The sequence below is a fragment of the Leptospira ilyithenensis genome (assembly GCF_004771005.1).
GTDB lineage: Bacteria > Spirochaetota > Leptospiria > Leptospirales > Leptospiraceae > Leptospira_A > Leptospira_A ilyithenensis.
This window is the reverse complement of the sequence record NZ_RQHV01000061.1, coordinates 180,761-193,459: the sequence shown is the minus strand read 5'-3', so window position 1 is coordinate 193,459 and position 12,699 is coordinate 180,761. Positions and strand designations below refer to the sequence as shown.

Sequence of the window (12,699 nt, the reverse complement as noted above, 5' to 3'; positions counted from 1 at the left end):
TCCGTTTTTCCCCTACGCGTTTTCGATGGTCTCGAATTTGATTTTCTTTTTGTTTTTCGAGAATTCATCTTCGTAATCAGAAATATCCACTTCCGATCCTTCGGAGTCTTTGATGATGATGTCAAGAGCCAGACCGCGTAATTCTTGAACGAGAACGTTAAAGGACTCAGGAATTCCAGGTTTAATGGAATGGATCCCTTTAACGATCGCTTCGTAAATACGAGCGCGACCCAACATATCATCCGACTTGATTGTAAGTAATTCTTGTAAGGTATGAGAAGCACCGTATGCTTCCAATGCCCAAACTTCCATCTCCCCTAATCTTTGACCACCGAACTGTGCTTTACCACCAAGAGGTTGTTGCGTCACAAGTGAGTATGGTCCAGTAGAACGGGCATGGATTTTATCATCTACCAAGTGAGCCAGTTTCAACATGTAGATATAACCACAGAATACCTGGTTGATAAAACTATCACCGGTTCTTCCGTCGTATAACTTAAATTTGCTGTTGCCGGGAAGTCCTGCTTGGCGGCAAAATTCCTGAACGTCATCTTCCGTTGCACCGTCAAATACAGGTGTTTCGAAATTCAGTCCCAGTTTTTTTGCGGCAAAACCGAGCTGGGTCTCAAAAATCTGACCCAAGTTCATACGAGAAGGAACCCCAAGTGGGTTCAGCACGATGTCAACAGGAGTGCCGTCTTCCATATAAGGCATGTCTTCTTGTGCCATTACACGAGCGACAACCCCTTTGTTTCCGTGACGTCCCGCCATCTTGTCCCCAACGAGTAACTTACGTTTGCGGGCAACATAAACTTTTACCATTTCTTCCACGCCGGCAGCGAGTTCGTCGCCGTTGTCCCGTGAAAATCTTTTAATATCGATCACTGTTCCTTCGAAACCGTTTGGCATGCGAAGAGAAGAATCTCTTACTTCTTTTGCTTTTTCGCCAAAAATGGAATGAAGTAGTTTGTATTCCGGAGTAAGATCGGTTTCTCCTTTTGGAGTCACCATCCCTACCAGAATATCTCCCGGTTTCACTTCGGCACCAATTCGAATCACACCGGATTCGTCGAGGTCGCGGAAAGCTTTGTCGGAAAGGTTTGGAATATCACGGGTGATTTGTTCTTGTCCCAATTTCGTTTCGCGAGCTTGGATTTCGAACTCTTCAATGTGAATGGATGAAAATACATCTTCTTTGATAATACGTTCTGAAATTAGAATCGCATCCTCAAAATTGTATCCTTCCCAAGGCATGAATGCAACCAGAACGTTACGTCCCAACGCAAGATAACCTTCGTCAGTGGATGGGCCGTTGGCAAGCACGGTTCCTTTTTGAAGGATGGCACCGTATTCCCCTACTTTCTCACCTTTGATGACTTGACCTGCAATTGCAAATCCGGAAGGAACTTCTTGTCCTTCTTTCACAACGGGCGCGTATTGCAATTCGTCGGAGATGAGGAGATCGTAAGGGACCTTTTCACCGTTGTTCAGTGTGATTTCAATTTTTTCCTTGGAAACTTTTGAAACCTTACCACCTTCCAAATTGTGAAGCATACTTACGTTTGGTTTTTGATTGAAACAAGTTCCCTGGTTGGTTTTTTTGAACTTAATCAAAGAATAATTTACGATTTCTTTGGAAGCGTCTTCTTTGATCCAAATTCCGGAAGCGTCCACTTTGGAAACAACCCCATCCTTTTTCGCAACGATACAAACTCCCGCATCATAAGCCGCTCTGGATTCGATTCCTGTTCCGACAAACGGAGCTTCTTCGATCAGTAGAGGTACAGCTTGGCGTTGCATGTTGGAACCCATAAGTGCGCGGTTCGCATCGTCATGCTCCAGGAACGGAATGAGTGCCGTAGAAACGGATACTACTTGCAAAGGAGCCAAGTCCATGTATTGGATTTCGCTCGGGCTTCTGAAAGGGAAATCCCCTCTGTGGCGAGTGGAGATAAGTTTGGATTGGAAATCCCCTTTTTCATCCACAGCGGAAGAAGCTTGCGCCATGTAATGGTATTCTTCTTTATCGGCTGTTAAATACTCGATTTGTTTGATTACTTTTCCGTTTTTAACCACTCGGTAAGGAGTTTCGAGAAAACCGTAATCGTTCACCCGGGCAAAACTGGACATGGAAAGAATAAGTCCGATATTCGGGCCTTCCGGAGTTTCAATCGGGCACATTCTTCCATAATGCGAATAATGAACGTCACGCACTTCGAAACCAGCGCGGTCACGGGAAAGTCCTCCCGGTCCAAGTGCATTTAATCTTCGTTTGTGGGTCAATTCCGCAAGAGGATTTGTTTGATCCATAAACTGAGATAGCTGGGAAGATCCGAAAAATTCATTGATTACAGCAGTGATCGGCTTAATGGAAATCAAAAGTTGAGGAGTTTGTTGTTCCGGTTCCTGAACCGTCATTCTCTCTTTGATCACTCTTTCCACTCTGGAAAAACCAAGTTTCAATTGGTTGGAGATAAGCTCTCCCACGGAACGAATCCTTCTGTTTCCCAAATGGTCAATATCATCCGGATAGAAGTTTTCCGCGTCGGACATAAGCATCACAAGATAACGTACTGTTTCTATGATGTCTTCCTTACGAAGAACTCTATCTTCCACTTTATTGAAATCTTTCGGATTATTGAATTCGAATTTGCTATTGATTTTGTAACGACCGACTATCCCTAAATCAAAAGTTTTTGGGGAAAAGAAAAGTCTCCTGAGCTCGGACTCTGCATTTTCAATCGTAGAGGGTTCGCCGGGACGCATGATCGTATGAAATTTTTTGATCGCATCTTCGTAATCGTTCACTCCGTCTTTTTCAAGACAGTTGATAAGAACAGGATTGTCTTTTCCTTTCGGAAATTCGATGACATCCACTTCTTTTACTTTCATCTCGCGAAGGATGGAAATATTGTCTTCGTTGATCTTGGAACCTGCATCGAGCATTACCTCGCCAGTTTCCATATTGATGATATCCGCGATGGTTCTTCTGCCGATGAGTCGTTTGAGTTCTTTCGGACCCGCACCTGCGATCTTCATTTTGGAAGAGCCGTAGAACAAACGTAATACTTCTTCGTTTGTTCCCATTCCCATGGATTTTACAAGTAATGTAGCCGGGAATTTTTTCTTACGGTCGATTTTGGCAACAAGGATACCCTTATTGTCCATTTCAAATTCGAGCCAGGATCCGCGATAAGGAATCACACGCGCTGAAAATGTATCTCTTGCTTGGTCGTAAGAAAAGAAAATACCGGGGGATCTGTGCAATTGGCTTACCACAACGCGCTCAGCGCCATTGATGATAAAAGTCCCGTGGTCCGTCATAACAGGAAGGTCTCCCATATAAACCACTTGCTCTCTGATCTCACCCGTTTCTTTGATAATTAATCGTATAACTGCTTTTAACGGAGCGGCATAAGAGGAATCTGTATCTTTGGATTCTTGAGGGTTTCTTTTTGCATCCCCCAAAATATAATGACCGTATTCCATAACCATGTCATTGTTTGGACTTTCAATAGGAAAGGATTCACGAAATACAGCTTCCAAGCCTTGGTTGGCTCGTTTGGTTGGATCTTTGGCTTCTGCCTGTAAAAACCAATCAAAGGATTTTTTCTGTACATAAATTAGATTCGGAAGTAAATTGAGGTCGGTAATTTTACCGAAATTTACCCGCTTTCTAGATTGTATCCGGGTATTCATGGAACATTCTCCCTAGGAACGACAAAAGTATAGGTGTAAAAATAAATAACAAAATAGAGGTGGGAAAGCCTATGGCCTCCCTGCCTCTATCAATTTGAAGAAAGGGGATGGAATATCCTGCAAGCTGGTGATTAACCGGCAGCAGCAACTTCTACTTGAGCCCCAGCACCTTCGAGTTTTTTCTTAAGATCAGCAGCCTCATCTTTAGAAACGCCCTCTTTTACCGGTTTTCCACCAGCTTCAACAAGAGTTTTAGCGTCAGCTAAACCAAGACCAGTGATTTCTCTTACGAGTTTAATCACGTCGATTTTTTTATCTCCGTGTGCTTTCAAGATTACATTGAAAGTTGCAGGTTCTTCAGCGGCAGCCGCAGCTCCACCAGCAACAGCAGCAACCGCAACAGGTGCAGCAGCCGAAATCCCGAATTTGTCCTCCATCTTTTTCACGAGTTCAGCAGCCTGAACCAGTGTAAGACTTCCAATTTGTTCTAATAGCGCGTCAACAGCCATCCTATATTCTCCTTAAACTAAATCACTATTCAATTGTTGTAAAATTAACCGTTTTTCTCACCGACAGCATTGATTGCTCTTGCGAGGCTTGCCATAATTTGGTTTACCCCGGATGCAATTTGTGTTGCTGGTGCGTTTAGACCGCGAGCTATCTGAGACAGAAGCTCTTGCTTGGAAGGAAGACCGGCAATTGCTTCCACTCCAGTTTTGTCTAAAACTTGGCCATCCATAAAGCCGGTTTTCACTTCTAATTCTTTTTTGTCTTTTGCGAAGTCTTTGCAAACTTTCGCAACGGCAGGAAGAGACTCAGTTGAAAAAATCGCCGCAAGCGGTCCTTTATAAATATCACCAAATTCGATTGTTTTGTCTTTATGCGCAGAAGACTCTTTTAGAGCGCGAAGGAAGAGATTGTTTTTAATCACCTTCATAGTCGAACCTTCTTTACGAAGTTTCGCTCTCAAGTTTGTCATGTCTTCTACCGTCAAACCACTGTAAGAAGCCAAAATAAAATTCGGCCCTTTTTCCAGTTTTTCTTTTAAATCCGCTACTGCTTCTATTTTTGCTGCATTTGCCATTTTAATACTCGTTATATATTAGCGTTTACTAATTCTTTCACATCAACCTTTACACCGATTCCCATAGTAGCGGAAACGGAGAAAGAACGAAGGTAGTCACCCTTTGCATCGGATGGTTTGTCTTTCATAAGAGTGGCAACGACTGCATTGATATTTTCTTGAAGTTTGTCATCAGGGAAGGAAACTTTTCCAACACCTAAGTGAACCACTCCCCCTTTGTCAGGGCGGTATTCAATACGTCCTGCTTTTAGTTCTTTTACGGCACGGGTAACATCCGTAGTTACCGTTCCTGCTTTCGGTTTTGGCATAAGACCTTTACGTCCGAGAACTGGTCCCAGTTTTCCCACTTCCTTCATCATATCAGGAGTAGCAACGCAAGCATCAAAATCAGTCCAACCACCGGCAACTTTTTCAATCAAGTCCATATCACCAACGAAGTCAGCACCAGCGGCACGGGCTTCGTTTTGTTTGTCTCCTTTGCAGAAAACCAAAACTTTGATCGTCTTGCCTGTTCCATGCGGAAGAGAAATCGTTCCTCTTACGTTTTGAAGGGATTTATAATTGATTTTAGTCGAAATTTCCAATGTTCCATCGAACTTGGAATAAGAAACACTCTTCGCAAGACTGACTGCCTCAGGAAGTGCATAAGCCTTTACGCGATCGACTTTTTCTTTCAGTTGAATGTATTTTTTACCGTGTTTCATTTTATGATTACCAGAATCCTTAGAGCTCTACGTTTACGCCCATAGAACGGCATGTTCCTGCAATGATTTGCACGGCTGCGTTCAGGTCGTTTGCGTTTAGATCTTCCATTTTTGTTTTAGCAATTTCTTCTAATTGTGCGCGTTTGATGGTTCCCACCTTCACTAAGTGAGGTGTTGCGGAACCGGATGGAATTCCCAATGTCTTGAGAACCAAAAGCGCCGCAGGAGGTGATTTTGTAACAAAAGTAAAACTTCTATCTGTATATACGGTGATAACAACAGGAAGTTTAAGTCCGATTTGAGCTTTGGTTCTTTCATTGAATTGTTTGCAAAATTCCATGATATTCAAACCAGCTTGTCCAAGTGCGGGACCAACTGGAGGAGCTGGGTTTGCTTTTCCTGCTTCCACTTGGAGTTTAATTTGTTTTACTACTTTTTTTGCAGCCATCTCGCTAAAAATCCTTAATTAACAACTATCTATTACGGTTCTGATTTTACTTGTAAGTAATCTAGTTCGACAGGGGTTGAACGCCCGAAGATCTCTACTCTTACACGTAATCTTCCCTTGTCAGGAAAAATTTCATCCACAAGCCCACTGAAATTGGCAAACGGACCATCGATGATTTTTAAAGTTTCACCAACTTTGAAAAGGAAACGAGGGCGGGAGACTTCTTCCGATTCCACATCACCTACGTCGCTGAATAGATTTTTGATCTCATCCAAAGACAAAGGTTCAGGGCCTTTTCCTTTTCCACCAACAAACGTTGAAACCGACGGAAGATTTTGAATTTTGAATCTCAAATCGTCAGTCATGTTCATTTCAACTAACACGTAACCAGGCATAAGTTTTTTCTTGGTTACTTTCTTTTTACCGTTCTTCATCTCAGCAACGTCCATCGAAGGAATCTTTACTGAGAAAATCTGATCCTCCAACTTTTGTTGTTGAACCATTTTTTCAATATTGGTTTTGACCTTATTTTCATGACCCGAATAGGTCTGAAGGACATACCATTTTTTTTCCGCAGACTCGCTCATTGGTGACTGAATCCCGTTCCCTACGCCGCTACCGACCAAAACCATTTCAAAAGTTTTAGAAAAAGATAATCTGATGTAGATAAAAATACTGAAAATATAATAACTGTTACAAGGACTACAATTGTAGAACTAACTACTTCTTGGCGAGTTGGCCAATGAACTTTTTCTAGTTCTGCTTTGCATTCTTGAATGAAACTTGTAGCTTTCATCGTGATCCTAAAATTCTCTTTTTCTTTGAAATTCCGTCGTTCTTTGGCAGGGCTGGAGAGAATCGAACTCCCACCAAGGACTTTGGAGATCCTAGTTCTACCACTAAACTACAGCCCTATTACAAGCCCTCTACCAGGCTTGAACTGGTGACCCCTTCCTTACCATGGAAGTGCTCTACCACTGAGCTAAGAGGGCAATTTCTAATTCCCACCCAAAGCGCAGGGCTCCCAAGCAGGGCTAGGTTTTTTACACTATTTTAAATGAGCCTGTTTGGTCAATGGAAATTGCTTTTATTTCCAATAGATTGGTAAATTTTAGAAAATGGTGAGTGAATTTCCCTTAAACTCAGTTTTAAGGATTGCAAGTTCGATAATCATAATGCATCCATAGATATTTGAGCAGGATTTCCTAGTGGCAAAACCCTTTTTAGAATTAGAAGCACAGATCCCGGAATTGGTAAAGGCAAATTCCAAAATTTCTGTCCGTTCCTCACGGATGAACCGCCCATTGGAACAATACGTTCTCGCCCTACTTACCAAAATCCTGGTAGAAATGGACCAGGAGCGGTTTGTAGAGATGCTCTACACCATTACCAAAGAACTTACCATCAATGGAATCAAAGCTAACCAAAAGCGGGTTTTCTTTGAGGATGAGGGGCTCGACATCACAAATACCGAAGATTATGAAAAAGGGATCAAAGATTATTCCAAAAAGTTCTCGGAAAAGATGGCGGACCAGTATGGAAGACGTTGTCTCGCGCGCGGTGTCTACATTCACCTGAAATTCAATTACTGCAAAGACGGACTGATGGTGGAAGTCACGAACAATACCCCTGTCATCAAAGCGGAAGAGACCAGAATGCGGGAAAAAATGAAAAAGTCCATGGGATACAGTGATATTGCAGAGTTCTACATGGACAATATGGACAATACCGAAGGCGCGGGCTTGGGAATTGCTCTCATCATGATTCTTTTGAAAAACGAAGGGGTCGATCCGAATCTATTTAGAATTATCACCTATCCGGACAAAACCATCGCCAGGGTGGAGATTCCGTTTACGGAAAACTATGTTTCCATCCGCAGCGGTGAGCTCGCCGATCTGAACTAACTTGCAGTGTTTAGATGGGATTCTGGTATCCCCGCCCCTTCTTTTTACGCCAATAGAAGTAAAAAGAAGTATTCGAAGAATCATCAGCAAAGCTGATCTTTTTGGGTGGGGAACTACACCCGCCCCACCCAATGCGTCCTACTTACCACACCGCCTTTTAGCTGTAAATCGAAGCGGTTGCTTTTTAGAATTTTCTTCCAATAAGTTCGCCTTTTTGCCAAAGCCCCCTACTCCCGTTGTAACGATTTTCGCTAGAAACCTTTGCTTGGAAACACCGAACGTCTAATTTCCTAGACTTTTCATGATAGTCTTTCTAGTTTGGAGGGCATGGAATTAAAAGGTTTAAGTGTTTTAGTAACCGGTTCTGCCGGTGGGCTTGGAAAAGCAATGGCGCATCGTTTGGGAAAACAAGGTGCCAAGATTATATTATCCGACATTCAAAAGGAAAAATTGGATGCAACTGTTTCCGAATTTCAAAAAGAAGGAATCGAAACGATCGGCATTGTTGCCAATGTGGCGCGAGAAGAAGATAGCGTCCGTTTGATTGCGGAGTCCGTCTCCCAGTTTGGAAGACTGGACGTCGCTATTTTAAATGCAGGTATCTTACGCGACGGATTACTCATTCGAGTGGATAAAGAAACAGGCAAAGTCAAAGCAAAGATGGGGGTCGACCAATGGCAATCCGTAATCGATGTCAACTTAACAGGTGTTTTTTTAACAGCAAGGGAAGCAGCCGCTCATATGGCTGAACAAAAGAAAGGAGTGATCATTCCGATTGCTTCGATCGCAATGCATGGCAATTCAGGTCAAACCAATTATAGCGCCGCAAAAGCCGGTGTAGCCGCAATGACTATAACATGGTCGAAAGAACTTTCCCGATTCGGAATCAGAGTGGCAGGGATTGCACCTGGTTTTATCGGAACGGAAATGGTTTTGAAAGATATGAATCCCGAAGCTTTGGAAAAATGGAAATCCGTGATCCCGATCGGAAGACTGGGAGAACCTGATGAAATTGCACAAACTGCTCAATTTATCATCGAAAATGATTTGGTAACAGGCGTGGTTCTAGAAATTTCCGGCGGTGTTAGGATTTAACATATTCTATATTAGAAATTATGATTCTACTCACAAAGATACCATTTTAGTTGGGGATTTGTACGATTTATACTTAATTTAGTAAATTTTTTTCCAAACTAAAAAAAAATGCGTAGTCCCTTTGCGGGTATATTCGTCATAAGAGAATATTGGAATTCGCCAAAGATGAAAATAAAAACAGAATTAACAAAACAACAATTGGATCTTGCTATCAAGGGGATCCAAGGTATCGCTCACCCCATAAGACTTCTTATCCTTTACACACTCGCAAAGGAAGAAAAGTCAGTGGGTCAACTTGTAGAATTGTTAGGGACAAGCCAATCAGCTGCGTCTCAACACCTAAGCAAAATGAAAAACAATGGAATTTTGGATTCAAGAAAGTCTTCAAACCAAGTTTATTATTCTTTGAAAGACCCTAAATTCAAAGAACTAATCAACACCATTGTAAAGATTTACAAAAAATAAAAAACTCATTCAGGTCCTTCTTTTCCGAGAAGGACCACGTAATCCGTGACAGCATCCTTCAAACTAGTAAAACCTTGATCGTAACCGGTGCTCATCAATTTATTGGTGTTTGCGCAAGTATAGTATTGGTATTTTGCCTTTAATGTTTCGGGCATCTCCACATATTCGATTTGAATCGGTTTTCCCATAGCACCGAAGAGTGAAGCGGCCAGATCGTTCCAGGTTTCAGCGATCCCTCTTCCCAGATTATAAATCCCTGTTTTCCTTTCCCATAACAGGAATAAAGTGATCTTGCTCGCGTCCTTTACATACAGAAAATCCCTTTTTTGTTCTCCGTCTTTGTATTCGGGCTTATAGGATTTGAAAAGATTCAGCTTGCCCGTATTTTTAATTTGTTCATAACCTTTTAACACAAGGCTGCGCATATCACCTTTATGTTCTTCTCCGAAACCGAATACATTGAAGTATTTGATCCCGGTGATCTCGCTCATAAGTCCGGTCCTCTGTGCATATAAATCAAATAAATGTTTGGAATAACCGTACATATTCAAAGGTTTTAAAAATTCGAGAGAAATGATCTCATCATAACCAAACTCGCCGTCGCCATAGGTTGCCGCACTGGATGCATAAACAAAAGAAGTTTTATTTTTAACTGCAATATGCGCCAGATCTTTCGTAAAAGTATAATTGTTGTGAACCAAATAACTTGAATCCTTTTCCGTAGTTGCGGAACAAGCGCCCAAGTGAATGATATGTGATATATTTTTGAAAAAATCTTTGGGATCGTTTATGTACTTTTGCAATGTATCTTTTTCAATATAATCCAGATATTGGTTTCGTCTCAGATTTTTCCATTTTTCGGAAGTGCCTAAATGATCGCATACGATGATGTCGTACAAACCTTGTTCGTTTAAGTCTTGAATGACTTGGGAGCCGATGAGGCCTGCTCCGCCTGTAACTAATATTTTATTTTTTTTCATATATCAGAAATTTTATTCCTGGGGTTTGATTTTGTTGTACATTTCCATAAATTTTTGATTGGGAACTTTTCCTTCCGCATCACGAGCCAGATCAGGTTTGATTCTTTCCACAAAGAACATATCGATTGTGCCTTTGTTTTTTGCCTCCACTTTGCCACGGTATTCACAATCAAAAAAATCCTTTACCAACTCATAAGTGGCGCGGGAAATATTTACCTTTCCTATTTCACCGGAAGATTCCATTCGGCTTGCTGTGTTTACAGTATCACCCCACATATCATAGGCAAATTTTTTATTACCAATTACACCGGCAACAACGGGGCCCGAATGAATTCCGATTCTAAGTTCCCAATAAGGCAACCCTTGGTTGATTCGAATGGATTTCGTTGTATCCATAAAATCTTTAATCTCGAGAGCTGCGCGAACCGTGTCGACCGGATGTGTAAAATTGATTTCGGGGAGTCCTCCCGCCGCCATATAAGAATCGCCGATTGTCTTTAATTTTTCCAAATTGTACATCTCGGTGATTGCATCAAACTGGGCAAAACACAAATCCAATTGTTCAACAAGTTCCTTCGGAGAAAGAAATTCCGCCACATCCGTAAAACCTTTAAAATCGGTAAATAATACGGATACGCTTGAAAATGATTCAGGCTCGTCATAACCGTGGTGTTTCAAACGATCCGCAATCTTAACCGGTAAAATATTTTTCAATAAACGTTCCGACTCATCCAAACTTTTTTCCAAGGCTTGGGCTTTCTGAGTGATCTCGATTTGCGCGGCCATAAGTTCTTTGTTCTGTTTGATCGTATTTTCATAAATGGAAAGAAGCATCTGCAAAATATGCATCTTATCCGCAGTGATCTGATATTCCCTACCGGCATAATTGATGTTAACCGGTGCTTCCTCTTCAGAATCCCCGATCGGATTGTTTAATAAAGCATTGATCCTATACATCAGAAACGTTTCTTCGTAAGGTTTGGTGACATACCCGTTGGCACCTACTTCGATTCCGCGAATGATATCTTCCGGTTCGGAAAGCGATGAGCAAATGATCAAAGGGATTTTTTTATCTTCAGGATGGGATTTGACTACCTGGCAGAACTCGAATCCATCCATCTCCGGCATCTCAACATCGGTGATGATCAAATCCGGTTTGAATGTTTCCAGAAGATGTAACGCTTCTTTTCCGTTTTTTCCCCAAGCGATTGTAAAACCCTGCGCTGTCAACAACCGTTTTAATACTACGCCTTGTATGGAGTTGTCTTCGGCAAATAGAATCTTTTTAGACATGGCATAACTCCAATAACCTACGTGTTATCTGATTCAAAGGAAGGATTTCCTTTGTAGCGCCTATTTCCAAAGCAACTCTTGGCATTCCGTACACTACGGAACTGGATTCATCCTGGGCGATCGTATAACCGCCATGGTCTTTTATCTCTTTCAATCCTTGAGCTCCGTCATCGCCCATTCCTGTCAGCAAAACACCTAACACTTGATTATGGAACGATTGGGATGCGGATTTGAATAAAACATCCACGGAAGGTCTGTGTCCTTTGAAACTGGGATCCTGATTGACATATAAATTTTCGGAATCAATCACCAAATGATGATCATCCAAAGGAAAGTATATCTTTCCTTTTTCCAAACTTGTCTTTTCTTTTACAATTTCCACTTTAAGTTTTGAAACCTGTTTTAACCAATCCACAAGACTTTCGGAAAAACCGGTACTTATATGTTGAATGCATACGATAGGTAGAGGAAATCCCGCAGGTATGTCCTTCAGGATTTCCAAATAGGCTTGCGGGCCGCCGGTGGAAGCACCGATGACAAGCAGTTTGAATTTTTGATTGATATTGAATGTTTCCGGATTGTGAGCGGTTATGATTTCTTCCGGTTTTCTTTTTTTAAAGACGATCACTCCGCTTAATATTTTTACCCTACGCCCCAATTCTTCCGCAAGCAAAGATATATCACCGCCTACTCTAGGTTTGGGTAATACTTCGACCGCGCCCAACTGCAATACTTTGAATATATTCACTTCATCTTCTTTTTGTACCAGGTCGGATATAATTAAGATAGGTTTTGGATTTTCCTCCATAACGATCTTTGTAAATTCGAATCCGTCCATCACAGGCATATTCAAATCACATATAATTACATCCGGATTGGCAGAGTGAACGAATTGAACACCTTCCTTTCCGTTGGAAGCAGTTGCTACGACTTCAATTCCGCCTACTGATGAAAGTGCTTTTTTATAAGCCGCTTGGATGAGCAGGTTGTCTTCGACTATTAATACTTTGATGGTTTCAGTCATTTG

General features: G+C 41.7%; 13 protein-coding genes and 2 tRNA genes. 3 read left to right on the top strand and 12 right to left on the bottom strand.

Features of this window, described 5'->3' with window-relative positions:
* Positions 1–12: 12 nt before the first annotated feature.
* The 9 genes from rpoB to EHS11_RS14090 form a co-directional block, all read right to left on the bottom strand.
* Complete coding sequence (gene rpoB, locus EHS11_RS14130; protein WP_135765051.1) at positions 13–3,699, bottom strand: DNA-directed RNA polymerase subunit beta; 3,687 nt, start codon at positions 3,697–3,699, stop codon at positions 13–15.
* A gap of 131 nt (positions 3,700–3,830) precedes the next feature.
* The gene (gene rplL / locus EHS11_RS14125; RefSeq protein WP_135765050.1) at positions 3,831–4,208 is read right to left on the bottom strand and encodes a 50S ribosomal protein L7/L12; all 378 of its coding nucleotides are present in this window, start codon (positions 4,206–4,208) and stop codon (positions 3,831–3,833) included.
* Positions 4,209–4,252: 44 nt separating this feature from the next.
* Positions 4,253–4,783 (bottom strand): 50S ribosomal protein L10, encoded by a 531-nt coding sequence (gene rplJ, locus EHS11_RS14120; protein ID WP_135765049.1) that lies wholly within the window; start codon positions 4,781–4,783, stop codon positions 4,253–4,255.
* A gap of 11 nt (positions 4,784–4,794) precedes the next feature.
* Positions 4,795–5,487 carry a 50S ribosomal protein L1 gene (rplA, locus tag EHS11_RS14115; protein WP_135765048.1) on the bottom strand — a complete coding sequence of 231 codons (693 nt, stop codon included), beginning with the start codon at positions 5,485–5,487 and terminating at the stop codon, positions 4,795–4,797.
* Between the two features lie 19 nt (positions 5,488–5,506).
* Entirely contained in the window at positions 5,507–5,935 is a 429-nt protein-coding gene (gene rplK, locus EHS11_RS14110; protein WP_109019443.1) for a 50S ribosomal protein L11, read from the bottom strand.
* A gap of 32 nt (positions 5,936–5,967) precedes the next feature.
* Positions 5,968–6,522, bottom strand: a complete 555-nt coding sequence (nusG, locus tag EHS11_RS14105) for a transcription termination/antitermination protein NusG (protein ID WP_109019442.1) — start codon at positions 6,520–6,522, stop codon at positions 5,968–5,970.
* A gap of 20 nt (positions 6,523–6,542) precedes the next feature.
* Positions 6,543–6,731 carry a preprotein translocase subunit SecE gene (secE, locus tag EHS11_RS14100; protein WP_109019441.1) on the bottom strand — a complete coding sequence of 63 codons (189 nt, stop codon included), beginning with the start codon at positions 6,729–6,731 and terminating at the stop codon, positions 6,543–6,545.
* A gap of 44 nt (positions 6,732–6,775) precedes the next feature.
* Positions 6,776–6,849: transfer RNA gene (locus tag EHS11_RS14095), tRNA-Trp, on the bottom strand.
* Positions 6,850–6,855: 6 nt separating this feature from the next.
* Positions 6,856–6,927 (bottom strand) — tRNA-Thr (locus EHS11_RS14090).
* A gap of 216 nt (positions 6,928–7,143) precedes the next feature.
* Here EHS11_RS14090 and EHS11_RS14085 point away from each other — a divergent pair.
* The 3 genes from EHS11_RS14085 (at position 7,144) to EHS11_RS14075 (ending at position 9,399) form a co-directional block, all read left to right on the top strand.
* Positions 7,144–7,839, top strand: a complete 696-nt coding sequence (locus EHS11_RS14085) for a histidine kinase (RefSeq protein WP_135765047.1) — start codon at positions 7,144–7,146, stop codon at positions 7,837–7,839.
* Positions 7,840–8,166: 327 nt separating this feature from the next.
* Complete coding sequence (locus EHS11_RS14080; RefSeq protein ID WP_135765046.1) at positions 8,167–8,934, top strand: SDR family NAD(P)-dependent oxidoreductase; 768 nt, start codon at positions 8,167–8,169, stop codon at positions 8,932–8,934.
* 165 nt (positions 8,935–9,099) lie between these two features.
* Positions 9,100–9,399, top strand: a complete 300-nt coding sequence (locus EHS11_RS14075) for an ArsR/SmtB family transcription factor (protein WP_109019439.1) — start codon at positions 9,100–9,102, stop codon at positions 9,397–9,399.
* Positions 9,400–9,404: 5 nt separating this feature from the next.
* Here EHS11_RS14075 and rfaD read toward each other — a convergent pair whose 3' ends face one another.
* The 3 genes from rfaD to cheB are packed head-to-tail and all read right to left on the bottom strand — an operon-like array spanning position 9,405 to position 12,696.
* Positions 9,405–10,379 carry an ADP-glyceromanno-heptose 6-epimerase gene (gene rfaD / locus EHS11_RS14070; RefSeq protein WP_135765045.1) on the bottom strand — a complete coding sequence of 325 codons (975 nt, stop codon included), beginning with the start codon at positions 10,377–10,379 and terminating at the stop codon, positions 9,405–9,407.
* 12 nt (positions 10,380–10,391) lie between these two features.
* Positions 10,392–11,672: an adenylate/guanylate cyclase domain-containing protein gene (locus tag EHS11_RS14065; protein ID WP_135765044.1), complete on the bottom strand. Its 1,281-nt coding sequence runs from the start codon at positions 11,670–11,672 to the stop codon at positions 10,392–10,394.
* Positions 11,665–12,696 (bottom strand): chemotaxis-specific protein-glutamate methyltransferase CheB, encoded by a 1,032-nt coding sequence (cheB, locus tag EHS11_RS14060; protein ID WP_135765043.1) that lies wholly within the window; start codon positions 12,694–12,696, stop codon positions 11,665–11,667. Before cheB ends, EHS11_RS14065 begins: the two co-directional genes overlap by 8 nt.
* Positions 12,697–12,699 lie beyond the last annotated feature (3 nt).